Origin of the sequence: Saccharopolyspora sp. NFXS83 (genome assembly GCF_026241095.1) — a bacterium.
In the GTDB taxonomy this organism is placed as follows: domain Bacteria; phylum Actinomycetota; class Actinomycetes; order Mycobacteriales; family Pseudonocardiaceae; genus Saccharopolyspora_C.
Genome location: NZ_JAPFGB010000002.1, coordinates 220,712 through 242,486 on the forward strand (window position 1 = coordinate 220,712; position 21,775 = coordinate 242,486).

Sequence of the window (21,775 nt, forward strand, 5' to 3'; positions counted from 1 at the left end):
GACCCGGCCTAGAACGAGGGGTGTGGACCCGGGGCCACCACCGAGGAGGTGCACGTGCTGGGCGAACTGGTGCGCGGCGCGCTGGCGGGCGCCGCCGGAACGACCGCGCTCAACACCGCGACCTACCTGGACATGGCGATTCGGGCCCGGCCTAGCAGCACCAGTCCCGAGCGGACGGTGCAAGAGGTCGAGCAGCACTTCCGGCCGGTTCCCGGCGAGGACGCGTCGGCTCGGGACAACCGACGGCAGGCCTCGGGGCACTGCTGGGCATCGGAGCAGGGGGGCGTGGGTGCCGTCTACGGCTGCGTCCGGGCGAAGGCCGCGCGTGCTCCGCTGCCGGTGCTGGCCCTCGCCGCCGGTGTCACGGCGAACGCGGGCAGCACGGCCCCCATGTCCGCGCTGGGCGTGACCGATCCGCGCGAGTGGACCGCGGAGAGCTGGCTCATGGACCTCGTCCCGCACCTGGCCTACGGCCTCGTCACCGCCCTCACCTTCGACGCCTTCGCAGGGCGCCGGGATCGACGTTCATGAGCGACCGCGCGGAACCAGGAGGCGAACCGATGGTGCAGCAGCAGACGGCCCACGACCTGATCGACGTCGTCGTCCAGGACCACCGCGCCGTCGACCGGGCCTTCGCCGACTACGAGAACGGCGGCTTGTCCGAACCCCAGCGGCGCGAGCTGGTCGACCACACCATCACCGAGCCGGTGCGGCATTCGGTGGCCGAGGAGCAGCACCTCTACCCCGCCGCGCGGCGCGTGCTCGCCGACGGCGACGAGATCGTCGATCACGAGGTCCAGGAGCACGCCGAGGCCGAGGTCGTGATGAAGCGGCTGGAGAGCACCGCGACGACCGATCCGGAGTTCGACCGCCTCACCCGGCAGCTGATCGGCGACGTGCGCCACCACGTCCAGGACGAGGAGCAGGACCTGCTGCCGCGGCTGCGCGAGGCGTGCTCGGCCGATGAGCGCCGGGAACTCGGCGAGAAGATCCTGCGGGCGAAGGAAGCGGCACCCACGCGACCGCATCCGGCGGCGCCCGATCGCCCGCCCGCCAACAAGATCTTGGCCCCGGGCGCGGGCATGGTCGACCGGTTGCGGGACGCCTTGTCGGTTCGATCCCGATGAGCCGCGCCGGGCGGAGCGGGCCCTGATGAGCACGCGGCTGCTGAGCTCGCCGGGTGTGTACCGGCCGCAAGGGGATACCCGGCTGCTCGAAGAGGTGCTGCACCGGAGCGGGGTGCCGGCCGGGGCGCGGGTGCTCGACGTCGGCACGGGAACCGGGGCGCTCGCGGTGGCCGCCGCCCGCGCCGGAGCCGGGCTGGTGACCGCCATCGACGTGTCCGCGCGCGCGGTGCTCGCGGCCAGGCTCAACGCCCGGCTCCGCGGCCTGCCCGTCGAGGTCCGGCGGGCGGGCTCGCTGGAGGAGTTCGGGGCGCGGCGGTTCGACCTGGTCGTGTCCAATCCCCCGTACGTCCCGTCTGCGGCCCAGTCCCCGCCCTGCCGGGGCGCCGCGCGGGCCTGGGACGCCGGTCCGGACGGACGTGCGGTGCTGGACGCGCTGTGCGCGACCGCACCGGGCCTGCTGGCTCCAGGAGGCCGAGTCCTGCTCGTGCAGTCCGATCTGTCCGATGTGGACACAACGGTCTCCTGGTTCGCCGCGGCGGGACTGGACGTGTCGATCGCCGCGCGCCGCGCGCAACCGTTCGGACCCGTGCTGCGGCAGCGGGCCGGCTACTTGGAGGCCCGCGGGCTCATCGCCCCCGGGCAGCGGGTGGAGGAACTGGTGGTGATCCGAGGTGACCGGTGGTGAGCCCCGGGCGGACCGCCGCCGGGTCCGGGTCGTCCCGGACGGGCCCGTGCTCGTCGACGGCCCCGTGGACCTGGTGGCGGCGGACGGGAGCGTCCTGCGCTGCGACCGCTTCGTCGTGGCCGTGTGCGCCTGCCGGCGCAGTCGCCGCTTCCCGCTCTGCGACACCAGCCACCGGCGCCGCGAGCGCCGCCCACCGGACGACGGGACGGCCTAGGCCGCCTCCAGCGGGTGGAGGAGCGAGCTGCGCCCTGCCCGCCACGCACCGAGCAACCGCTCAGCGAGCGCGCCTTCGAGCAGTTCCGTGGCCTGGACGCCGAACACGACGTCCGCGGCGAGCTCCGGCTCGCGGGCCAGCAGATCGCCGACGACGTCGTGGCGCATGATCTGCTCGTGCACGGCGTCGGCCTCGACGTGCTCGGTGAAGAACCGGGTGCACGCCTCCGGGGCGTCGAACCGGTCCAGCGCGCTCACCAGCCGCCTCGCGCTGGGCGCGGTGCTGATCTCGGCGGCGGCGAAGTGGCCGACGAGCGCGCCGCGCAGCGCCCGGTGCAGGCCGAACATCGACATCAGGTTCACGATCGCGAGTTGCGGCGCGGGCACCACGTCGAGGTAGTGCAGGTAGCCCGGTTCCAGTCCGGCGGCGCCGAGGAGGTCGGCGAACAGCTGCGCGTGCACGTCCTCGCCCCGGCCCCCGCCGAACTCGTCGAACTCGACGGCGACCAGCGCCGCCTTCGCCTGCCCCTGCAGGCGCGGAATGACCCAGGCGTGCGGGTCGGCCTCCTTGAGGTGGTAGATCGAGCGGTGCACGAAGTACTCCTGCAGCTGCCCCCAGCTCCCCCGGTCGCGCAGGTGGTGCGAGGGGCCGTCGCCGGGCACCGGCTCGATCAGCAGCCCTGCCAGCTCGCCGTCCACGTCATCACCGCCCGCGACGCCGTCGCGCAGCGCCTGCCGGAAGCGGTCTTCCAGCCCCTTGCGCCAGCGCAGGAGGTCCGCGTCCCACTCCCAGTCCGGCATGACTCCCGCGAAGCCCCGGTAGTGCAGCTCGTAGCAGGTGTGCAGGGCCAGCGCGAGGTCGTCGCCGAACGGGTCCGCGTCCACCGCGTCCCGTGCGGGCAGCGCCACCGGACGGGATGGTGGCGCGCCGAGCGCGGAGACGACCGCTTCGGAAAGCGGCCCGCGCGGTCGCGGCAGCACGGCGGACGTGGTGGTGGAGGCCGGGACGGTCATGTGCTCTCCTCGATCGCTTCCGGGGTCGTTTCGTCGTCCGCCGAACCGGGCGACGTCGCCTGCGCGAGCGCGCGCACCAAGGAGCGAGTCCCGCCCGCCGCCGCCCGGCGCTGCCGTTCCGCGCCGCCGCCCAGGGCGAGGCCGCGGAGGAGTTCCGGAACCACGTCCGCGTCCCCGGCTTCGCGCAGCGCCGGAGTCACCCGCTCCACGAGTTCCCGCAGCAGGACCGCGGCGGGCACCCGCCGTTCCCGGACCGGGTCGACCAGCGAGGACGTCACGCCGTACCGGGCCGCGGCCCACACCGCAGCCGCCGCCACCTGGTCGCGCACCGCTGGAGCGGGCCGCCCTCGCGCCACCTCGTCGAGCGCGGTGCGCACCAGCGCTCGGGCGAGGACTGCGTGGACGAGGGCGTCCGCGGCGGTGGGCAGCGCGTCGGCGACGCGGAGTTCCACCGTGGGCAGGCGCGGCGAGGGACGGACCAGCCAGAACGACATCTCGCGATCGATCAGCGCCCCGCACTCGACCAACCGCGCCACCTGCTCCCGGTAGGCCGCGGCGGATTCGAAGTGCGGCGGTACTCCCGCGCCGGGGAACCGCAGCTGCTGCACCACCCGCCAGCTCGCGCAGCCGGTGTCCCGCCCGCGGTGGAACGGCGAGTTCGCCGACAGCGCCAGCAAGGTCGGCAACCACGGGCGCAGGTGGTTGACCACGGCGACCGCGCTCTCCTCGTCCGGGACCGCCACGTGCACGTGGCAGCCGCACGCCTGGTAGCCGGTCACGACCGCCGCGTACTCCTCGGCGATCCGGCCGAACCGGTCGCCTTCGGTGATCCCGGGCGGCGGGCCGTCGGCCACGGGCGTCCCGGACGACACCAGCACCGCACCGTGCCGCACGGCGGCGCGGGCGAGGCGGTGCCGGGCGTCCCGGAGCTGCGCGCGCAGCTGCGCCGACGTGGTGCACCGGCCGGTGGCGGCCTCGACCTGGCTGCGCAGCAGTTCCGGTTGCAGCGTCCCGGCTTCCTCCCCGCGAGCCGGTGCGGCGTCCGCGAGAACCGCCGCGGCCTTCGGCACCGCCTGGCCCGTGTGCGGGTCGAGCAGCAGGAACTCCTCCTCCACCCCCGCGGTCACGCCGGGGATCGAGGCTCCCTCGCCGGAGCCGTCCATACGACCTGCGCTCCCCTGTCGTGGGTCGTGTCACTCCGACGCTTACCCCGCGACGCGACGCTCACACCTGCCAGGCCCGCCGAGCGGAACCCGATCCGGCGTCTCCGCGCATCGCGCTCCCCTCCGAGCTCGTTCCGCGCACGTCGTGCCCCGCCCGCCGCGACCCCGCACCAGCGCCGCGAGGAACCGCTTCCCGGCGCAGGCCGAATCGGTGCAGGTCGTCGCCGGTGGTGGACGTGCCGCCCTCGGCGCGGACGACCGCGGGCGCGTGCCGCCGATCCGACGCACGCGCCCGCGGCCGGTCACCGGTACTCGGGCAGCTGCGCGTCGTCCTCCCCCGCGGGCGCGAGGTGCAGGGCGTGGCCGCCACCTCCGGCGAGCTCGGCGCGGATCACGGTGCTCGCGTCGACCAGGCGGTGGTCGATCTCCACCTCGTTCGGGTTGGTCTCGACGTCGGTTCCGGGAGCGTCGCGGTAGAAGTGCGCCACGAACCGGCCCGCGCCGAGGAAGTCCAGCGGAATCTCCAGCGTCCGCTCCTGCTCGTCGGTCAGCGAGCCCACGAACCACGCCGCGCCGCTGCGCCGCGCCATCGTGATGAAGTCGCCGATCTCGCCGTGCAGCACGCGGGTCTCGTCCCAGGACACCGGGACCTGCCGCAGGAACTCGAACTCCGGCACGCCCTCGTAGTGCTCCGGCACGTCCGCGAGCTGCTGCAACCCGCTCAGCAGCACCGGGTACAGCGCGAGCTGGTGCGCGCGGGTCGTGTGCACGCGGGTGCCGTCGTTGCTCTCACCGTGGTCGTCTTGCGGGCTCTGCGGCGGGAACCAGGTGATGTCGAAGATCCCCGGCGTGTAGTCGAACGGCCCGGCCAGCATGGTGGTGAACGGCAACGTGACCGTGTGCTCCGGCGGGTTCCCCTGCGACCACGCGTCGTACTCGATGCCGCGGGCGCCTTCTCGGGAGACGAAGTTCGGGTAGGTCCGCTCGATGCCGGTGCCCTTGATCGGCTCGTGCGCGTTGATCAGCAGCCGGTGCTGCGCGGCCTTGTGGATCACCCGCTGGTAGTGCTCCACCATCCACTGGTCGTGGTGGTGGTGCGCGTCGATGTCCCCGGCGTAGCCCGTCTTCACGCCCGGCATCCCGAGCTCGGCGTACAGGGCGAAGGCCTGGTCGAGCTGCCGCTCGTAGTTGTCGATGCCGCCACCGGTCTCGTTGTGCGCGAGGAACGCCACGCCGCGCTCGCTGCAGTGGTCGAGCACCCGCTGCAGGTCCAGCTGCGCGTTCGGGGTCAGGAAGTCCTGGTCGTCACCGAAGTCGCCGCCGGTCTTCCAGCCCTTGTTCCAGCCTTCGGCGAGCACGTAGGGAATCCCGTTGTCCGCGGCGAAATCCACCGCGCGCAGCACGTTCTCCGTGCTCGCGCCCAGGTCCGGGCCCTCGATCCAGGTGTTGCGGCCCTTGTGGATCTCCCACCACACGCCGAGGAACTTGCCGGGCTTGATCCAGGCGGTGTCCTCGATCGCGCAAGGCTCGTTGAGGTTGAGCACCAGGTTCGATTCGACCAGGGCACCCGGCTCCCGGCCGATCAGGAACGCCCGCCACGGAGTCGGGAAGGGCGTGCGCAGCAACGCCTTCCGCCGCCCTTCGCCCTTGCGCGGCACCAGCGCGCTGCGCAACCCCGGTCCGCCGTCGATCTTGGCGAGTGTCATGTCCGGGTAGCTCAGCAGCGCGGCCTCGTGCACCGCGAGGTACAGGTCGTCGGCGACCCGCACCGTCAGCGGCGTCGCGAGGTCGCCGAGCCGCTCGGCGTCGTCGCGGGGCTCCTGCCAGGGGTGCAGCCGCCCGGCACCGCTCAGGGCCGTCTCGGTGTAGAGGTATTCGACCGAGTCGTAGTTGGCCGGGGTGGACCAGGCGGTGTGGTCGGCGGTGAAGCGGAATTCGGTGTGCTCGTCGAGCACCTCGAAATCCCCAAGCTCGGGCTGCTGCGGGAAGAAGTAGCGGAATCCCGCGCCGTCGTCGAACACGCGGAACTCGACGTCGAACTCGATCTGCTCGCGGAGCCGCACCACGGTGCTGCGGCAGTGGCTGCGGACCTCGGCCGACGAACCCCACACCGGCCGCCAGGTCTCGTCCAGCTCGTCGCGGGCGGTGCCCACCAGCTCCGCGGCCTCGCCCAAGCGCCGGTCGCCGAGTTCGAATCCCATGCCCGACCAGTCGAGCACGACCTGCGTTCCGCGGGTGATGCGGTACTGCGGTGTCCCCTCCTGCAACCGGAAGTGCGCGGTGATCGAGCCGTCGGGAGAGCTCGTCGCGATCGGCTCGCCCGCCGCTTGTGCCGCGGTTCCCGGGCTCCAGACCAGTGCGGTGAATCCGGCGATGCCCGCCGCCTTGCCGAAAGTGCGCCGGTCGATCTCGTTCGTGGACATGCGACCCCTTCGTCGTCGTTGCGCCACCGGCTCGTCCGCGCGTCCGCCGCGGGGCGATCCGCCGCGGGCTCGGCCGGAGGCGGGTCGAAACGATTCGATCAAGACCGGCGGCCAGTGTTCAGCCGACCGCGGGACCGGTCAAGGCAACGAGCACGTCAATGCGACATCCGGGCGACCCGCCCGGTCACCGATCAGTCCTCAGTGGACGCCGGTCGCACGAGCCGCCGACGAGGGAACCTGCTCGTCCTTGAACCTGTTCGTTCCAGGTGAGCAGCGTTCTCGGTCTGCGTTGTCAGCGGCGGAGCCGCTGAGCAGTGACCAGCCCGAGCAAGCCGACCACCGGCGGGTGCTCAGCGGCTTCCTCGCGAGGACAGCGATCCCGCCGTGCACGGCGCGCAGGAGAGATCGATTCCGCCGCGAGGAAGCCGCTGAGGTTCCGCCGAGCGACCAGCAACGCGGACCTGGTTCCCAGGCGGGCCCTCAGTGCTGGATCCGGGCCCAGGAACGCGCGGCGCGATCGGGCGCGTCCCCGAGGCCGACGATCAGGTTGGTGGCCATGGGAATGAACACCTGGTCGAGGTCGTCGAACCGGTCGAAGTGCCCGGACAGCTCGAGGGTGACGTAGCCGTGCAGCATGCTCCACAGCTGCGCGGCGGCGCGGGCCGGTTCCTGCTCCCGAATCCGACCGGCGCGAGCGACCCGGTCGGCGGCGGCCACGAGATGCCCGTAGGCGCGCTCGGCCACCTCCGACTCGCCGGGGGGCGCGCCCCCGGAAGCCGGAAGGCCGAACATCAGGTCGTAGAGGTGGGGGTTGTCCCGGGCGGCGGCGCGGTAGGCCAGCGCCAGCCCGCCCAGGTCGGTGACGGCGTCGTCGGTGCTCGGTACCGCCGCGAGCCGGACGTCCAGTCGCCGGAAGCCCTCGTCGACGACCGCGGCGAGCAGTTGCGGCATACCGCCGAAGTAGTGGTAGACGGCCATCGTCGACGCGTCGACCTCGCGCGCGAGCCGGCGGGCCTGCAGCACCGCCGGGCCTTCTTCGGCGAGCAGTCGTACCGCGGCTTCCACCAGCCGGTCCCGCATGCCCGCGCCGTCCTTCCCCGTGGTGCTCACTCTTGCCAACCTCCTATAACGCCGTTATGTTAACTATATAACCGCGTTATGGACAGGATGGAGCTCGATCATGAGCGGCAACCCCTACCTGAACGGCAACTTCGCCCCCGTCACGCACGAGCACACGCTGACCGAGATGGCGGTCACGGGCTCGATCCCGGAACACCTCGACGGGCGCTACGTCCGCAACGGCCCCAACCCGCTCGGCGAGGTCGACCCGGCCACCTACCACTGGTTCATGGGCGACGGGATGGTGCACGGCCTCCGGCTGCGCGACGGCCGCGCCGAGTGGTACCGGAACCGGTGGGTGCGCTCGCCGGGCGTCGCGGCACGGCTCGGCGAATCCCTTCCCCGCAACCGGAAGCACCGAGCCGGGCTGAACGCGCTCGGCGCGAACACCAACGTCATCGGGCACGCCGGGCGCACCCTGGCGCTCATCGAAGGCGGCGCCGCGAACTACGAGCTCACCGACGAGCTCGACACCGTCGGCCCGTGCGACTTCGACGGCACCCTGACCGGCGGCTACACCGCCCACCCCAAGCGGGATCCCGGCACCGGCGAGCTGCACGCCGTCTCGTACTCCTTCGGCCGCGGCAACACCGTGCAGTACTCGGTCATCGGCGTCGACGGGCGGTGCAGGCGCAGCGTCGACGTCGAGGTCACCGGCTCGCCGATGATGCACGACTTCTCGCTGACCGAGAACCACGTGGTGTTCTACGACTTACCCGTCACCTTCGACGTCCGGGCGGTTTCGCGGGCCACGGTGCCGCCCCTGCTGCGCAGGCCGGCGCAACTGGTGCTCTCGGCGATCATCGGCAAGGTCCGGGTGCCCGACCCGATCGCCGCGATGGCCGCAGGCCGGGGCGGCGCGAACACCGGGTTCCCGTACCGCTGGGATCCGCGCTATCCGGCGCGGGTCGGTGTCATGCCGCGCGAAGGCGGCAACGCCGACGTGCGCTGGTTCGAGGTCGAACCGTGCTACGTGTTCCACCCCATGAACGCCTACGACGACGGCGCGAACGTGGTGCTCGACGTGGTGCGGCACCCGAAGATGTTCGACACCGACCGACGCGGCCCCGACGAGGGACCGCCCGTGCTGGACCGCTGGACCGTGGACCTCACCGGCGGGACGGTGCGCGAGGAACGCCTCGACGATCGAGCTCAGGAGTTCCCCCGGGTCGACGAACGACTCCTCGGGCGGCGGCACCGCTACGGCTACGCGCCCGCGGTCGGACGAGGGCTGGAGCAGGGCTCCACCCTGCTCAAGCACGACCTGCGGGTGGGCAGGACCACGGTACGGGAGTTCGAGCGCGGCACGGAGATCGGCGAGTTCGTCTTCGAACCCCGCACCCCGGAATCCGCCGAGGACAACGGGGTCCTCATGGGCTTGCTCCACGACAAGGCGGAGTCCCGCAGCGACCTGCTGATCCTCGACGCGGCCGACCTGGAGACCGTCGCCGCGGTGCACCTGCCCACCAGGGTGCCCAACGGATTCCACGGGAACTGGCTCCCCACCGGCGGATGACGGGCCGCGGTCACGGCGTGCGATGCCCCAAGGCCGCGGAGATCCCCCGGGCGCTGCGGCCGACGACCTTCACCAAGCCGCGCATGCGGGCGGCGGGCATGTACGGCCGGGTCGCCGACACGCTGATCGCGCCGACCAAGGCGCCCGCCGCGTCGCGGACCGGTGCCGCGACGCAGCGGATGCCCGGCTCGTTGTCCTCGGTGTCCATCGCCACCTGCGTGTCGACGTACTCGCGCATCCTGGCGGTGAACGCGTCGATGTCGCCGCCGCGCGCCACGCCGGGTTCCACCGGGGTTTCGGCCTCGTACAGCGGTTCCCACTCGTGCGGCGAGTCCAGCAGCAGCGCCATGCCGACGCCGGTGCGGGTCAGCGGCATCCGGTGCCCGATGCGCGAGCGCATCTCCGCACCCCTGGAACCGGGCAGCTTGTCGAGGTAGAGCACCGTGGAGCCGTCGCGCACGGCGAGGTGCACGGTGTCCTGCAACTGCTCGGAGAGCTCCTCCAGCACGGGCCGGGCCACCACCGGCAGCGGATTGCCGTGCAGCGCCTGGAATCCGAGTTCGATCAACGTCGGCCCGAGCGCGTAGCCGTCCCGGCCGGTCCGCAGGTATCCCTCCCGGACCAGCAGCTGCGCCAGCCGGTGCGCGGTGCTGCGGCCCAGGCCGGTGCGCTCGACGAGGGCGCGCAGGTCGGTGGCGCCGTCGGCGACGGCCCGGACCACGGCGAGCCCCCTGGCCAGCGTCCGGGTGCCCGGCAGGTCGGCGGGATCCTCGGAAGCCATGGCGTGATCCTACATATCGGGACCATGTTCGCATTATCGGGAACCATCTCGCACAGTTCCGCCCATGACCGACGCCGCTCCGAGCCTGATCGCGCTCGATTGGGGGACCACCGCCCAGCGCGCCTGGCTGCTCGACGACGAGGGCGGAATCCTCGCCACGCGCCGTCCCGAGCTGGGCCTGCTGCCGACCACGGCGGGCCTCGACGTCCGCGACGCCGGAGCGCGGGCCCGCGCGTACGAGGCCGCCTTCTGGTCGGCGTGCGGCGAGTGGGTCACCGCGCACCCGGAGCTGCCGGTGCTCGCGTGCGGCATGGTCGGCAGCGCGCAGGGCTGGGCCGAGGCGGGCTACCTCACCGTTCCCGCCGAGCTCCGCTTCGGCGCCGACGCGCTCACGCGGGTCGAGCACCGCCGCGGTGTCGCCCACCTCGTTCCCGGGCTGCGGACGCCCTCCCAGGACGGTCGGCCGGGCGACGTCATCCGCGGCGAGGAGACCCAGATCGTCGGCGCGCTGGAAGCACTAGGCTCCCCGGCCGAGCCCGTCACGCTGGTGCTGCCCGGAACGCACGGCAAGTGGGTGCGGGTGGCCGGCGGCGAGGTGGTCTCGTTCGCCACGGCGATGTCGGGCGAGTTGTTCGGCCTGCTCACGACCGACGGCATCCTCGCCCGCACGGCCGCCGGACCGCGCCGCGACGACGAGGCGTTCGCCCGCGGGCTGGCCGCCGCAGCCGCCGACCGTTCGCGCGGCCTGTCCACCGAACTCTTCGGCGCCCGGCCGCTGGTGCTCGACGGGCTGCTCGACCCGGCCTCGGTGCCCGATTACGTCTCCGGCGTGCTCATCGCCGACGAGGTCGGCCACCTCGCGCCGACCGTCGGCGTCGGCCGGGTGGTGCTGTGCGGCGCCGAGGACCTGTGCCGCCGGTACGCGGCGGCGCTGGCCGCGCACGACATCGTCGCGACTGCGCTCACCGAGGACGTGGCGGCGCGCGGGCTGTGGCGGATCGCGCTGTCCACCGGAATCCGGGGCCGCCGCGGGAGGAACGGAGCACCCGGCCATGACTGATCACCCCGGCACTCCCCCACGACATCGAGGAACAGGAGCGGCAGTGGCAGGCACCGGACTGGTCGCGATCCTGCGCGGCGTCACACCCGGCGAAGTGGCGGACATCGGCGAGGTCCTCGCGGACGGCGGGGTCGATGCCATCGAGGTCCCGCTGAACTCACCGGACCCGTTCACGTCCGTCGAGCGCTTGGCCGTCGCCGTGGGCGACAGGTGCGTGGTGGGCGCCGGCACCGTGCTCGACGTCGAGGACGTGCCGCGCGCCCGCGACGCCGGTGCGCGGATCGTCGTCGCGCCCAACGCCGATCCCGCCGTGATCGCGGCGGCGGTGGACGCGGGCCTGCGCCCCTACCCCGGCGTGGCCACGCCGACCGAGGCGTTCGCCGCCGTCGCCGCCGGAGCACGCCACCTCAAGCTGTTCCCCGCCGACGCGGTGGGCGTCGCCGGGATGAAGGCGTGGCGAGCGGTCCTGCCGCCCGACGTCGAACTGCTCCCCGTCGGTGGCGTCGACGAGACCGACCTCGCCACCTGGGCGGCGGCCGGAGCGGGCGGTGCGGGGCTGGGCTCCGCCCTCTACCGGCCGGGCGACGGTCCCGAACGAGTCGGCGCCCGAGCAGCCGCGCTGCGCCGAGCCTGGACCGCCGCCACCGGCTGAGGAACACGGCCCGCGGGTTCTCGTCGGCGCCGAAGCCGATGAGCACCAGAGCTCGCCGAACGACCCGCTGCGCGATCACCCCCGAACGTTCTCCTGAGAAGGAAGAGCCATGAAGATCACGTCAATGACGACATATCAGGTTCCGCCGCGATGGCTGTTCCTGAAGATCGAGACCGACGAAGGCGTCGTCGGGTGGGGCGAGCCGGTCCTGGAGGGCCGCGCCGACGCGGTGGCCGCCACGGTCGACGAGCTCTCCGACTACCTCATCGGCCAGGACCCGTCCCGGATCGAGGACCTCTGGACGGTGCTCTACCGCGGCGGGTTCTACCGGGGCGGCGGCATCCACATGAGCGCGCTCGCCGGGATCGACCAGGCGCTGTGGGACATCCGCGGCAAGGTGCTGGGGGTGCCGGTGCACGACCTGCTCGGCGGCCGGGTGCGCGACCGGATCAAGGTCTACTCGTGGATCGGCGGCGACCGCCCCGCCGACACCGCGCAGGCCGCCGCCGCGGTGGTCGATCGCGGCTTCACCGCGGTGAAGATGAACGGCACCCAGGAGCTCCAGTACCTCGACAGCTGGGCCGAGGTCGACCGGTGCGTGGCCAACGTCGCCGCGGTGCGGGAGGCGGTCGGCCCCGACATCGGCATCGGCGTGGACTTCCACGGCCGCGTGCACCGGCCGATGGCCAAGGTGCTGCTGCGCGAACTGGAGCCCTACCGGTTGATGTTCGTCGAGGAACCGGTGCTCTCCGAGCACTTGGACGATTTCGCCGACGTGCTGCGGGGTTCGCCGATCCCGATCGCGCTGGGCGAGCGGCTGTACTCGCGGTGGGACTTCAAGTCGGTGCTGGCCTCCGGCGCGGTGGACATCGTCCAGCCCGACCCGTCGCACTGCGGCGGGATCACCGAGGCCCGCAAGATCGCGCACATGGCCGAGGCCCACGACGTGGCCCTGGCGCTGCACTGCCCGCTCGGGCCGATCGCGCTGGCCGCCTGCCTGCAGATCGACGCCGGCTGCTACAACGCCACGATCCAGGAGCAGAGCCTCGGCATCCACTACAACACCTCTAACGACCTGCTCGACTACCTGGTCGATCCGGCGGTGTTCACCTACGACGCCGGGCAGGTCGCGATCCCGGCCGGGCCCGGACTGGGCGTCGAGATCAACGAGCCCTACGTCGCCGAGCGCGCCGCCGAAGGCCACCGCTGGCGCAACCCGGTGTGGCGGCACGCCGACGGATCCGTGGCGGAGTGGTGAGCGACATGACCGACACCGCGACGACGGCCGCACGATCCGCCTCCCGCGCCCGCGTGCTCATCGCGGTGCTGCTGTTCGGCACCGTCGTGATCAACTACCTGGACCGCTCGAACCTCTCGATCGCGCTGCCCGCCATCGCCGAGGAAATGGACCTGTCCAAGGCCCAGCAGGGCCTGCTGCTCTCGGCGTTCGGCTGGACCTACGCGGCGATGCAGCTCCCCGGGGGCTGGCTCGTCGACCGGATCCGGCCGCGCGTGCTCTACCCGCTGTGCCTCGTGCTGTGGTCACTGGCGACGGTGTTCATGGGCGTGGTCGGCGGCTTCGTCGCGCTGATCGTCCTGCGGCTGCTGGTCGGCGGGTTCGAGGCGCCCGCCTATCCGATCAACAGCCGGGTGGCCACGGTGTGGTTCCCGGAGCGGGAACGCGCCACCGCCATCGGCTTCTACACGTCCGGCCAGTTCATCGGCCTCGCGATGCTCACCCCGGTGCTGTCCTGGTTGCAGGCCGCGGTGTCCTGGCACTGGGTCTTCATCCTCACCGGCCTGGTCGGGATCATCTGGGGCGCCGTCTGGTACCTCGCCTACCGGGAACCGCGCGAGTCGCGGGCCAACGCCGCCGAGGTCGAGCTGATCAGCTCCGGCGGCGGCCTGGTCGACCTGGTCGACGAGCAGCCGAAGCGCGCCCGGATCACCCGCGGCGACCTCGCCACCGTGCTCGGGCGGCGGAAGCTGTGGGGCATCTACCTGGGCCAGTTCTGCCTGACCTCGACGTTGTGGTTCTTCCTCACCTGGTTCCCGACCTACCTGGTGGACTACCGCGGCATGGACTACATCGAGTCCGGTTTCCTCGCCGCGCTGCCGTTCGTGGCCGCCCTGGTCGGAGTGCTGGCCTCGGGCGTCGTCTCGGACTTCCTGCTGCGCCGGGGGACGTCGCTCGGCATGGCGCGCAAGGCCCCGATCGTCGTCGGCCTGCTGCTGAGCACGCTGATGGTGGGCGCGAGCTTCACCGACTCGACACCGCTGGTGATCGTGTTCCTGTCGGTGGCGTTCTTCGGCAACGGCCTCGCCTCCATCACGTGGTCGCTCGTGTCGGCGCTGGCACCGGAACGGCTGCTCGGTCTCACCGGCGGCATGTTCAACTTCATCGGCAACCTGTCGTCGATCGCGACGCCGATCGTGATCGGATTCCTGGTCACCGAGGACAGCTTCACCCCGGCCTTCGCGTACATGACCGCGGTGACCCTGCTCGGGATCCTGTCCTACGTCGTCCTCGTCGGCCGAGTCGAACGGGTCACCGAGCGCTGACGCGCCCGAAGCCCCTCCCCGGGCCCGGACGAAGAGTTCGAGGAGTGCGCAGCTGGTCGACGACCTGAGAACGGGCGCCCGGGGAACCGGGGTGGCCAACGCACGCGCGGACCGGCCACATCGGACTCCGCGCGGTGGAGGTCAGGCGCGCCACGCGAATCGCAGCACAGGTCGGCGCGCGGCGAGCAGCTTCGACGGTCGAGCACCGTTGTCCGCGAGCGGTGAGCACGATCGCTTTCGGAGGTCAGGGGGATTTGAGCAGGGTCGGCGGTATGACCGCAGACGACGCACCGACGGATCTCGTTGGAACCGCTGGGAGCAACCAGCTGCGGCTTGCACTGGAGCAGCAGGACGACGCGGCCGTTCTCGTGGCCTCAGGTGAGATCGACATGGTGACGGCGCCGCGGTTCCAGCAGGAGTTGCTCGCAGCGGTGCACGAGCGGCCTTCGGCGTTGATCGTGGATTTGACGGACGTGGAGTTCTTCGCCTCAGCGGGCCTATCGGCCCTGGTGGCCGCGTACCAGCAAGCAGGCACGGACACCGTCGTGCGGGTGGTCGCACCGACCAGCGCCACGGCACGACCGCTGCAGATCACGGCGTTGGACCGGAAGATCCCGGTGCACGAGTCCCGCATCGACGCGCTGCAGCGGAAGTAGCTCGACGCAGCCGCACCGAAGCGGATGATCGGCGGCCGACCGCGAGCGAACGCGCGGAACGGTGGTGCGCAAGCCTGCGGTCGGCCGAGGAACGGACTTGATGAGCACCGACGGCCACACGGCCCCGCACGGTTTCGGCGCCGACATCCAGGCACCGGAGCTGTCGTGCCGCGCGCTACCGGCCGAGCCCGCCCGAGTCCCCTCGTTGCGGCGCGCCTTGATGGCATGGGCCACGAGCGTGGGGTTGAGCACCGAGCAGGCCGAGATGGTGGGCTTCGCCGGGTAACGTCGAAGAACTCGCCGTCCGGACGCGCCTCGGTGAGTCCGTCGGTGTAGAGGAGCAACGCCTGACCTGCGCGCAGGTGCAGCTCGCGGCTGACGAACTCCGCATCGGGGAGGGCACCGACGAGCATGCCGCCGGGCAGCTCGACCTCGTCGATCACGCCGGTGCGCGAGTCCAGGAGCAGCGCTGGAGGATGCCCGCCACTCGCGAGGACCACGTCGATCCCTCCCCCCGGCGCGCGTTCGATCAGTCCGAACAGGACGGTGCAGTGGTGGGGAACGTGGGGATCGATCAACAGCACGTTGTTCAGCTCGTCCAGCATGAGCCGCGGATCATCGCCGTGGTGGGCGGCGGCCCGCAGCGTGTGGCGGACCTGGGAGGTCACCGAGGCCGCCAACGCGCCATGGCCCGTGACGTCACCAAGGAAGAAGGCCCAGCGCCCGCTGCCCGCGCGGAAGACGTCGTAGAAATCTCCCGTCACGTCGGTCCTGGAGGCGGCGTGGTAGTGACATGCCAGCTCCAGGCCCGGAACCGGGGGGAGCAGAACTCGTCGCAAGGTGGAAGCGAAGTCTTCGACCTGCCTGCGCCCTTCGCGTTCCTCCCGCAGGGCGGACAGGGCCGATGCCCGCAACTCCAATCGGTCCAGCACCACGTCGGCCAAGTCCGTACGGGAGGGCGGGGTGGATCACCCGGCCGGAACCATTTTGCTCCCGGCGAGTCGCGACCGAAGCGACCCGCGCTCAGCACGCTCCGCGAGCCCCGGGGCGGATGCGGGCTGGTGTCGCGGCGACCGCTCGGTACCGCTGAGAGCCGACGCCCGGCACGGGCCCGACGCGGTCCCGGTCGAATCCTGGCCGACGTGTGGTGAGCACCTTGAAACCGGGCACCCACGAGGTATGGCCGAGAACCAGCAAGATCACGAACGCGACGACGCGCACCCGCGCGCCCTGAGCGAAGACGACCAAAACCTGATCGCCGATTTCGAGCGGCTGGTCAACATGACCCCGAAGCAGCTCGAACAGTGGCTCGCCACCGACGAGTCGAAGACCGCCGGGCAATCGGACTCCGGCCCCTCGGGTCCCGGCAGCACCCTGCGCACCGCACAAGCACCGGAAGGAGTGCCCGGCGAGATCGCCGAACCACGCCCGGAGGAGTTCTCCCCCGGACTCGACCCTGCGCTCCTGGAACTCGTCCAGGCGACCGCGGAGATCGAGCTCGCCGAGGCCGACGAACCCATCCGCTACGGACCCGCCAGCTGATTCGCGGGTGTGTCGGCACCGGCTCGGACGGGTAGGCCGAGGAGAACCGGAAGCCGCGTACGGAAAGGGATTCCGATGGGTTCAGTAGCACATTACCTAGAGATCCAGGCCCCGGCTCAGCGCTGTTACGACTGGTGGCGGCCGTTGACGCACGTGCCGGAGATCTTCCCCGACGTGCAACGAGTGGAGCCGCGCAGCGGTGAAGCGGACCTGACGCACTGGGTGGTCTCCGGGCCCGCGGGCAAGAGCGTCGAGTGGGACGCGCGGATCGTCGATGACGAGCCGGGCCGCAAGGTCGCGTGGAAATCGGTGGAGGCAGGCACGGAGAAGTCCAACACCGTGTCCACCGCGGGAGCCGTCCGCTTCGACGACCACGGCGACACGACCGGTGTGGAAGTCAGCTTGCAGTACGAACCACCTGGCGGGGCCATGACCGAGGCGGTGGCCGCTCTGTTCGCCGATCCGCAGCAGAAGGTCGAACGCGCTCTCGATTCCTTCAAGGAACTCATGGAGAACTCGAGCCCCACTCGCTGACGCGCGGACGGCTCGGCATCTGATCTCGGCCAACCAGCCGATCGAAACACGATCGACGATGTGCGGCGGTCCAGCATTCCGCGGCAGTTGTGAGGAGTGCTGGACCGCTTTTGCCGCGGTGGTACGGATTCCGACCCCCGCCGTTGATCACGCGTCAGCGACCCCGGCACCCGTCGAAGTCGGCCGTCCCACGCTTCGCCGCGGAGACCATCTCGGTCTCGGGTAGATTCGGCTCGCCGGCTGTTCGCGGTTGCGAGAGGGGCGTTGAGCATGGCGAGAGGGCTGACCTCGTGATGGCGGAGTTGGCGACTTCGCTGGCGCACATGGCCAGAGATCTGCTCGCCCACGAGTCGGTGAACAGCACGCTGGACGGCATCGTTTCCCACGCGCTGGGCGTGGTCGACGGGTGCGAGGCAGCCAGCATCGTGGTGCTGAACCGCGATCGGCGGCTCAACACCCTTGCCGCCACCAATGAGGTGGGCCCGGAGTCGAACCGCATCCAGACGAGGCTGGGCGAGGGCCCCGCTTCGACGCGGCCGGCCAGAAGCGGGAGATCTTGCGAGTCACCGACATGGGCGCCAGCGGAGATCGGTGGCCGTCCTACGTCCCCGAGGCGTGCCCTCTCGGCGTCGGCAGCAGGATGGGTTTCCTGCTCTTCACCACCGGGAGAGCCTCGGCATGCTCAACATGTACTCGTCGAAGACGGATTCGTTCACGCAGCGGTCCGGGACGACGGGATGGATCTTCGCCTCTCCTGCGTCGGTCGCCTTCGCCAGCGCCCGCAACGACGCGCAGTTGCACGAGGCCGTTGCGACGCGCCAGGGCATCGGCGAAGCGATGGGTGTTCTCATGCACCGCTGCAAGATCTCCAGGGCCGACGCGTTCGAGATGCTGCAGAAGAGCTCCCAGTCGCGCAACGTCGAGCTCCGGACGGGACATCGCCGCCGAGGTCGTGGAAACCGGCTGGCTTCCCGGGGGCGATCAACGCTGACGCGGGTGGCGCCGCACCCTGCCAAGGGCAGTGATCGGCGGCTTCCGCAGTACGGGACGCCGTCCTCAGTGGACGGAAGTCGACCGCATCACCTCGTTGCTCCCCAGCGGCGTTCGCCCTCAGGCGGGCTCAAGGCGTGTCGGCGGTGCGCGTGACGCGCGGGACGGCGGCCGACCCGCTCAATCACCGCTCCGCTGGAGGTGCCGGAGAACGTGCGGGGCGCAGCGCGTGGTGGCGCGTCGGCGCAGGGCCGTCCGGGGCGAACGCGGCGAAGTGATCTGCGGGCGGTCCGGATGCCACGTCGCCACGAGGGACGCGGCGAGCAGGAGTTCGGCGATGTCGCCGAAGTAGTACATGATCTCCGCACCCGCTCGGACCTCTGCGGCAGGAGCTCGAACGGCCGTCCAGCCGCCGTACACCAGTTGCGCGATGATCGCGTGCACCGCGATGGCGCAGCCGAGGTAGACCAGGCGGACTCGCACCCCCGGCCGGTCCGGCCCCGGGTCGGGGCCCGCGATGGCGTGGGCGAAGAGGCAGCCGGAAAGCAGGAAGTGGGCGTTCAGCAGCCAATGCCCGGCCGGATGCGCCGACGCGATGGCGTGCAGCGGCGTGCAGTACACCAGGACCAGCCCACCGCTGGAGAGCACCAGCGCCGTCGCCGGGTGGCACAGCAGCCGGAGCGGGCCGCTGCGCAGCACGGCGACCAGCTCGCGCCCGCGCGCCGCAGGAATGGTGCGCAGCAGCAAGGTCACCGGCGCCCCCAGCACCAGTCCGAGCGGGGCGTACATGCCCACCAGCACGTGCTGCGCCATGTGGCCGCGGAAATCGGAGTGCGCCCACGTCGCCGCCGGGGGCAGCAACGCGACCGCCACAAGAGCGACTCCGGTGGCGAATCCTGCGGTGCGCCACCGGTTCCACCCGCGTTCGGGATTGCGCCGACGCGCCCGGTGCGCGAGGCACGCGTAGCCGACGACGGTCAGCAGCACGAGAGCGAGCAGCAGCACGCCGGCGATGGCACCGGCCGAACCGTGCCCGTGCACCTCGTGGCCCATCAGGCACTCCCCCGGCCGCCGGGAGCGATCGGCCGTCCACCGCGTTGGAGCAGGTGACCCCCGACGACCAGCAACGCGCCGAGGAGGAGGAATCCGACGTCCCACCACCACTGGTGCGGCCCGCTCCGGACGTGGTGGATGCCCAGGACGTGGTGGTCCACGACGCCTTCGACGAGGTTGAACATCCCCCAGCCGACCAGGACCCACCCCCACAACACGCGCGAGGCCCACACCCGACGACGGCGGCGGGTCACCCGCGAGTAGAGCAGCGCCAATCCGACCAGCACCGCGAGCCAGCACACCGTGTGGAAAAGACCGTCCCACACGGTGTTCATCTCCAACCCGGACACGCTCGCCGGGTCGTAGTACCTCACCCCGATGTGGTCGCTGTTCGTGCTGCTCAACATGTGGTGCCACTGCAAGACCTGGTGCAGCAGGATGCCGTCGACGAACCCGCCCAGCCCTGCGCCCAGCACGATGCCCGGCAACCGCAGGCTGACGGGTTCCCCGCCCGACCCGGCCTCGCTCGTGCCGCCGAGTGCCATGTGTTCCCTCCCCGGTCGGACGCGCCGCACCTCCGGGAATTCCCGGCCGAAGTGATGCGCAATCATCACGACCGGCACTTCCCCCGGGGCTTCCGCGACGCCTGCCGCTGCCGGGGCAGGACCCGCTCAGTCCCCTCCGTAGAACGGGTGGGCCAGTCGGTCGCGTGCGAGGAAGAGCCGCTGGACGGCGGCGGGATCTCGGCCGGTGGTGGCCTCGCCGACGGCGTTGCGGGTGGCTTCTCTGCTGGAGTGCTTCGCGGCCGTCTCGTCGTCGGCGTCGGGGCCGAGCCGGATCGAGACGAACACCAGCGTTTCCTGGTCCGCCACCAGGGTTCCCGCGGCGACCACGTCGAGCACTCCCTGCGCGATGCCCACCTGGCAGGCCCCTGCGATGAGGCCGGGGTCCGCGCGGGTCTTGTTCACCATCAGCGTCGGCGGGTGCACCGCCTCGTCGGACGGCTGGTCCTGTCCCACCGACACCAGGATCGAGGTGAAGCCCTCGGCCGGGGCCGCGTAGGTCGTCATCATCGCGGCGGCCGTGGGGCTGCCCCGGTCGGCCAGCACGACGTTCACGTGGCACCCGTTGGGTGTGCGCCCTCCCCAGCCCTGCGCGATGCGGCCGTCCAACTGGCGGGTCGTGCTCATGCGCTCTCCTCGTCATCCGGTTCTCCGCGCCGCGTTCCGGGGCGGCGCGGATCGTGTTGCCGCGGTGGGTGCGCCTCGCCCCACAACCGCCGGGTCATCTCGGCCGCGCTCCCCAACAGCTCGTCCGCGCGTTCGTGCGGAGCATCGCCCGCCGTGCACACGCTGATCGCCGCCAGCCCGCGCCCTCGGCGACCGAGCACCGGGGCGGCGAGGCACCACCCGTCGCCCGCGCGCTGCTCGACCGCGTAGCCCCGCGCGCGGATCTCGGCCAGTTGCGCGCGCAGGTCCTCCACCTCGGCGCCGAGGTGCCGGGCGAGCACCGCCGCGCGCTCGTCCGCGCCGCCGAAGGCGAGCAGCGCCTTGCCGGTGGTCGACGCGTGCGCGGGCGACCGGCGGGTTCGGGCGGGCTCGCCGACCTGCGCGATGAAGGTGACGTCGGTGCCGGTGAGCACTCCGAGCCGCACCGCCTCGCCGAGTCCGCCGCGCAGCCGCTCGGCGAGGGAGTGGAACGCGCCGAGCAGCCCCGTGTTCTCCGCGGTCCGGGAGTACGCGGCCATCCCCGGGCCGATCCGGTAGGTGCCGGGTCCGGCCCGGTGCACCACCGCGCCGACGTTTACGAGGGTCCGCAGCAGCCGGTGCGCGGTGGTCTTCGGCAGGTCCACGCGTCGCAGGATCTCGTTGATCCGCAAGCCTTCCGGCGATTCGCCCAACCGTCGAGCACCGCGAAGGCCTGCCGCACCGCCGGGGAGCGCGGGCGCGGCCACCGCCAGCGGCACGTCGTCGCGGACCCGGACGGCGCTGGCCGCGGGCGCCACCGCGTGGTCGGCGAACGTGGACAGGAACGAGTAGTGGTGCACGTCGCGGCCCTCGTCGCGCATCCGGACGCCACCGTCCATCAGCGTTCCGCCGAGCAGCGCGGGCGCGCTGACCGCGCACAGCACCGGCCGCCCGCCCTCGCAGTGCCGGCAACGCCCGCAGCTGGGCATCCAGGACAGGGCGACGTGGTCCCCCGTCGCGACGTGGGTGACCTCGGAGCCGGTGGCCACCACCACGCCCGCTCCTTCGTGGCCGAGCACGACCGCCAGCGGCGACGGGATCCGGTCTGCTCGGGTGTGGGCGTCGCTGGCGCAGACGCCGGTGGCGGCGATCCGAACCAGGACCTCGCGCGGGCCCGGTTCGTCGAGCTCCAGTTCCCGGATTCGCAGTGGGTCGCCGTACTGCTCCAGCACGGCTGCGTTGACGCGCATGACCGCTCGCTTTCATGCCGAGGGGACGACGGCCCGAATGGGCGCGGAAAGGCCCAGCGACCGTCAGAGCACGAGCGGGGATCGTCCGGAGGCGGAAGGAGTGATTCGTTCCAGGTTTGGAACGGATTCCGGCGTGACGCCGGAAGTTTGCGAGGGCCGCAGTGGGAGTGTCAAGAGCGCTCCGGCGAATCGCCCGGAAGGCACAGCGCCGGGCACGGTCCTTGACAGCGGCCGAACGCGCTGGTTAG

General features: G+C 71.9%; 25 protein-coding genes and 1 pseudogene. 15 read left to right on the top strand and 11 right to left on the bottom strand.

Annotated features, from left to right (window positions below):
- Positions 1 to 54: 54 nt before the first annotated feature.
- From OOZ19_RS03245 to OOZ19_RS03260, 4 genes are read left to right on the top strand one after another with little or no spacing between them, the layout of a single operon-like run.
- Positions 55 to 531, top strand: a complete 477-nt coding sequence (locus tag OOZ19_RS03245) for a hypothetical protein (protein ID WP_266088047.1) — start codon at positions 55 to 57, stop codon at positions 529 to 531.
- 29 nt (positions 532 to 560) lie between these two features.
- Positions 561 to 1,127 (top strand): hemerythrin domain-containing protein, encoded by a 567-nt coding sequence (locus OOZ19_RS03250; protein WP_266088049.1) that lies wholly within the window; start codon positions 561 to 563, stop codon positions 1,125 to 1,127.
- Between the two features lie 25 nt (positions 1,128 to 1,152).
- Positions 1,153 to 1,812, top strand: a complete 660-nt coding sequence (locus OOZ19_RS03255; RefSeq protein WP_266088051.1) for a HemK2/MTQ2 family protein methyltransferase — start codon at positions 1,153 to 1,155, stop codon at positions 1,810 to 1,812.
- A complete protein-coding gene (locus tag OOZ19_RS03260; protein WP_266088053.1) occupies positions 1,799 to 2,026 on the top strand; it encodes a CDGSH iron-sulfur domain-containing protein in 228 nt (75 codons plus the stop codon). Before OOZ19_RS03255 ends, OOZ19_RS03260 begins: the two co-directional genes overlap by 14 nt.
- Here the strand turns inward: OOZ19_RS03260 and OOZ19_RS03265 are convergent.
- From OOZ19_RS03265 to OOZ19_RS03280, 4 genes are all read right to left on the bottom strand, one after another.
- Complete coding sequence (locus OOZ19_RS03265; RefSeq protein ID WP_266088055.1) at positions 2,023 to 3,039, bottom strand: iron-containing redox enzyme family protein; 1,017 nt, start codon at positions 3,037 to 3,039, stop codon at positions 2,023 to 2,025. The two genes, OOZ19_RS03260 and OOZ19_RS03265, sit on opposite strands and share 4 nt — an antisense overlap.
- Positions 3,036 to 4,202 (bottom strand): carboxylate-amine ligase, encoded by a 1,167-nt coding sequence (locus OOZ19_RS03270; protein ID WP_266088057.1) that lies wholly within the window; start codon positions 4,200 to 4,202, stop codon positions 3,036 to 3,038. The genes OOZ19_RS03265 and OOZ19_RS03270 overlap by 4 nt, the downstream gene beginning before the upstream one ends.
- 302 nt (positions 4,203 to 4,504) lie before the next feature.
- Entirely contained in the window at positions 4,505 to 6,625 is a 2,121-nt protein-coding gene (locus OOZ19_RS03275) for a glycoside hydrolase family 97 protein (RefSeq protein WP_266088059.1), read from the bottom strand.
- A 480-nt stretch (positions 6,626 to 7,105) separates the two neighbouring features.
- Complete coding sequence (locus OOZ19_RS03280; RefSeq protein WP_266088061.1) at positions 7,106 to 7,735, bottom strand: TetR/AcrR family transcriptional regulator; 630 nt, start codon at positions 7,733 to 7,735, stop codon at positions 7,106 to 7,108.
- Positions 7,736 to 7,805: 70 nt separating this feature from the next.
- Between OOZ19_RS03280 and OOZ19_RS03285 the strand changes: the two genes are divergently transcribed.
- Entirely contained in the window at positions 7,806 to 9,260 is a 1,455-nt protein-coding gene (locus tag OOZ19_RS03285) for a carotenoid oxygenase family protein (RefSeq protein WP_266088063.1), read from the top strand.
- A 10-nt stretch (positions 9,261 to 9,270) separates the two neighbouring features.
- Here OOZ19_RS03285 and OOZ19_RS03290 read toward each other — a convergent pair whose 3' ends face one another.
- The gene (locus OOZ19_RS03290) at positions 9,271 to 10,041 is read right to left on the bottom strand and encodes an IclR family transcriptional regulator (protein ID WP_266088065.1); all 771 of its coding nucleotides are present in this window, start codon (positions 10,039 to 10,041) and stop codon (positions 9,271 to 9,273) included.
- 64 nt (positions 10,042 to 10,105) lie between these two features.
- Between OOZ19_RS03290 and OOZ19_RS03295 the strand changes: the two genes are divergently transcribed.
- From OOZ19_RS03295 to OOZ19_RS03320, 6 genes are all read left to right on the top strand, one after another.
- Complete coding sequence (locus OOZ19_RS03295) at positions 10,106 to 11,101, top strand: 2-dehydro-3-deoxygalactonokinase (protein ID WP_266088067.1); 996 nt, start codon at positions 10,106 to 10,108, stop codon at positions 11,099 to 11,101.
- Positions 11,102 to 11,144: 43 nt separating this feature from the next.
- Positions 11,145 to 11,753, top strand: coding sequence for a 2-dehydro-3-deoxy-6-phosphogalactonate aldolase (locus OOZ19_RS03300; protein WP_266088069.1), 609 nt, complete (start codon positions 11,145 to 11,147; stop codon positions 11,751 to 11,753).
- A gap of 109 nt (positions 11,754 to 11,862) precedes the next feature.
- Complete coding sequence (gene dgoD / locus OOZ19_RS03305; RefSeq protein ID WP_266088071.1) at positions 11,863 to 13,011, top strand: galactonate dehydratase; 1,149 nt, start codon at positions 11,863 to 11,865, stop codon at positions 13,009 to 13,011.
- 5 nt (positions 13,012 to 13,016) lie between these two features.
- Positions 13,017 to 14,315, top strand: coding sequence for an MFS transporter (locus OOZ19_RS03310; protein WP_266088073.1), 1,299 nt, complete (start codon positions 13,017 to 13,019; stop codon positions 14,313 to 14,315).
- A 272-nt stretch (positions 14,316 to 14,587) separates the two neighbouring features.
- Positions 14,588 to 14,971, top strand: a complete 384-nt coding sequence (locus OOZ19_RS03315) for an STAS domain-containing protein (RefSeq protein WP_266088075.1) — start codon at positions 14,588 to 14,590, stop codon at positions 14,969 to 14,971.
- Positions 14,972 to 15,071: 100 nt separating this feature from the next.
- Positions 15,072 to 15,257 carry a hypothetical protein gene (locus OOZ19_RS03320; RefSeq protein WP_266088077.1) on the top strand — a complete coding sequence of 62 codons (186 nt, stop codon included), beginning with the start codon at positions 15,072 to 15,074 and terminating at the stop codon, positions 15,255 to 15,257.
- A 49-nt stretch (positions 15,258 to 15,306) separates the two neighbouring features.
- Here the strand turns inward: OOZ19_RS03320 and OOZ19_RS03325 are convergent.
- Positions 15,307 to 15,639: pseudogene (locus OOZ19_RS03325) on the bottom strand (PP2C family protein-serine/threonine phosphatase); the annotation flags it as partial.
- Between OOZ19_RS03325 and OOZ19_RS03330 the strand changes: the two are divergent.
- The 3 genes from OOZ19_RS03330 (at position 15,575) to OOZ19_RS03340 (ending at position 17,047) form a co-directional block, all read left to right on the top strand.
- Entirely contained in the window at positions 15,575 to 15,721 is a 147-nt protein-coding gene (locus OOZ19_RS03330) for a hypothetical protein (protein ID WP_266088079.1), read from the top strand. The pseudogene OOZ19_RS03325 and the gene OOZ19_RS03330 sit on opposite strands and share 65 nt — an antisense overlap.
- Before the next feature lie 429 nt (positions 15,722 to 16,150).
- Positions 16,151 to 16,513: a DUF3140 domain-containing protein gene (locus OOZ19_RS03335; protein WP_266088081.1), complete on the top strand. Its 363-nt coding sequence runs from the start codon at positions 16,151 to 16,153 to the stop codon at positions 16,511 to 16,513.
- Positions 16,514 to 16,588: 75 nt separating this feature from the next.
- On the top strand, positions 16,589 to 17,047 hold the full coding sequence (locus OOZ19_RS03340) for an SRPBCC family protein (protein WP_266088083.1): 459 nt from the start codon (positions 16,589 to 16,591) through the stop codon (positions 17,045 to 17,047).
- Between the two features lie 656 nt (positions 17,048 to 17,703).
- Here the strand turns inward: OOZ19_RS03340 and OOZ19_RS03345 are convergent.
- Positions 17,704 to 17,898, bottom strand: a complete 195-nt coding sequence (locus tag OOZ19_RS03345; protein ID WP_266088085.1) for a hypothetical protein — start codon at positions 17,896 to 17,898, stop codon at positions 17,704 to 17,706.
- Here OOZ19_RS03345 and OOZ19_RS30085 point away from each other — a divergent pair.
- A complete protein-coding gene (locus tag OOZ19_RS30085; protein ID WP_416309389.1) occupies positions 17,897 to 18,193 on the top strand; it encodes a hypothetical protein in 297 nt (98 codons plus the stop codon). The two genes, OOZ19_RS03345 and OOZ19_RS30085, sit on opposite strands and share 2 nt — an antisense overlap.
- 24 nt (positions 18,194 to 18,217) lie before the next feature.
- Here OOZ19_RS30085 and OOZ19_RS03350 read toward each other — a convergent pair whose 3' ends face one another.
- The 4 genes from OOZ19_RS03350 to OOZ19_RS03365 all read right to left on the bottom strand — a co-directional run bounded on the left by OOZ19_RS03350 (position 18,218) and on the right by OOZ19_RS03365 (position 21,527).
- Positions 18,218 to 19,090, bottom strand: a complete 873-nt coding sequence (locus OOZ19_RS03350) for a cytochrome c oxidase assembly protein (RefSeq protein WP_266088087.1) — start codon at positions 19,088 to 19,090, stop codon at positions 18,218 to 18,220.
- Positions 19,090 to 19,635: a DUF2243 domain-containing protein gene (locus OOZ19_RS03355; protein WP_266088089.1), complete on the bottom strand. Its 546-nt coding sequence runs from the start codon at positions 19,633 to 19,635 to the stop codon at positions 19,090 to 19,092. Before OOZ19_RS03355 ends, OOZ19_RS03350 begins: the two co-directional genes overlap by 1 nt.
- A gap of 126 nt (positions 19,636 to 19,761) precedes the next feature.
- Positions 19,762 to 20,280, bottom strand: coding sequence for a formaldehyde-activating enzyme (locus OOZ19_RS03360; RefSeq protein WP_266088091.1), 519 nt, complete (start codon positions 20,278 to 20,280; stop codon positions 19,762 to 19,764).
- Positions 20,277 to 21,527, bottom strand: coding sequence for an alcohol dehydrogenase catalytic domain-containing protein (locus OOZ19_RS03365; RefSeq protein ID WP_266088093.1), 1,251 nt, complete (start codon positions 21,525 to 21,527; stop codon positions 20,277 to 20,279). The genes OOZ19_RS03360 and OOZ19_RS03365 overlap by 4 nt, the downstream gene beginning before the upstream one ends.
- Between the last annotated feature and the right edge of the window lie 248 nt (positions 21,528 to 21,775).

Bases quoted from the DNA above. Each gene is read 5' to 3' on its own strand.
- OOZ19_RS03250 (WP_266088049.1), top strand. From the start codon at position 561: ATGGTGCAGCAGCAGACGGCCCACGACCTGATCGACGTCGTCGTCCAG.
- OOZ19_RS03255 (WP_266088051.1), top strand. From the start codon at position 1,153: ATGAGCACGCGGCTGCTGAGCTCGCCGGGTGTGTACCGGCCGCAAGGG.
- OOZ19_RS03265 (WP_266088055.1), bottom strand. From the start codon at position 3,039: ATGACCGTCCCGGCCTCCACCACCACGTCCGCCGTGCTGCCGCGACCG.
- OOZ19_RS03270 (WP_266088057.1), bottom strand. From the start codon at position 4,202: ATGGACGGCTCCGGCGAGGGAGCCTCGATCCCCGGCGTGACCGCGGGG.
- OOZ19_RS03275 (WP_266088059.1), bottom strand. From the start codon at position 6,625: ATGTCCACGAACGAGATCGACCGGCGCACTTTCGGCAAGGCGGCGGGC.
- OOZ19_RS03285 (WP_266088063.1), top strand. From the start codon at position 7,806: ATGAGCGGCAACCCCTACCTGAACGGCAACTTCGCCCCCGTCACGCAC.
- OOZ19_RS03290 (WP_266088065.1), bottom strand. From the start codon at position 10,041: ATGGCTTCCGAGGATCCCGCCGACCTGCCGGGCACCCGGACGCTGGCC.
- OOZ19_RS03295 (WP_266088067.1), top strand. From the start codon at position 10,106: ATGACCGACGCCGCTCCGAGCCTGATCGCGCTCGATTGGGGGACCACC.
- dgoD (WP_266088071.1), top strand. From the start codon at position 11,863: ATGAAGATCACGTCAATGACGACATATCAGGTTCCGCCGCGATGGCTG.
- OOZ19_RS03310 (WP_266088073.1), top strand. From the start codon at position 13,017: ATGACCGACACCGCGACGACGGCCGCACGATCCGCCTCCCGCGCCCGC.
- OOZ19_RS03315 (WP_266088075.1), top strand. From the start codon at position 14,588: ATGACCGCAGACGACGCACCGACGGATCTCGTTGGAACCGCTGGGAGC.
- OOZ19_RS03320 (WP_266088077.1), top strand. From the start codon at position 15,072: ATGAGCACCGACGGCCACACGGCCCCGCACGGTTTCGGCGCCGACATC.
- OOZ19_RS03330 (WP_266088079.1), top strand. From the start codon at position 15,575: ATGAGCCGCGGATCATCGCCGTGGTGGGCGGCGGCCCGCAGCGTGTGG.
- OOZ19_RS03335 (WP_266088081.1), top strand. From the start codon at position 16,151: ATGGCCGAGAACCAGCAAGATCACGAACGCGACGACGCGCACCCGCGC.
- OOZ19_RS03340 (WP_266088083.1), top strand. From the start codon at position 16,589: ATGGGTTCAGTAGCACATTACCTAGAGATCCAGGCCCCGGCTCAGCGC.
- OOZ19_RS30085 (WP_416309389.1), top strand. From the start codon at position 17,897: ATGCACCGCTGCAAGATCTCCAGGGCCGACGCGTTCGAGATGCTGCAG.
- OOZ19_RS03345 (WP_266088085.1), bottom strand. From the start codon at position 17,898: ATGAGAACACCCATCGCTTCGCCGATGCCCTGGCGCGTCGCAACGGCC.
- OOZ19_RS03350 (WP_266088087.1), bottom strand. From the start codon at position 19,090: ATGGGCCACGAGGTGCACGGGCACGGTTCGGCCGGTGCCATCGCCGGC.
- OOZ19_RS03355 (WP_266088089.1), bottom strand. From the start codon at position 19,635: ATGGCACTCGGCGGCACGAGCGAGGCCGGGTCGGGCGGGGAACCCGTC.
- OOZ19_RS03360 (WP_266088091.1), bottom strand. From the start codon at position 20,280: ATGAGCACGACCCGCCAGTTGGACGGCCGCATCGCGCAGGGCTGGGGA.
- OOZ19_RS03365 (WP_266088093.1), bottom strand. From the start codon at position 21,527: ATGCGCGTCAACGCAGCCGTGCTGGAGCAGTACGGCGACCCACTGCGA.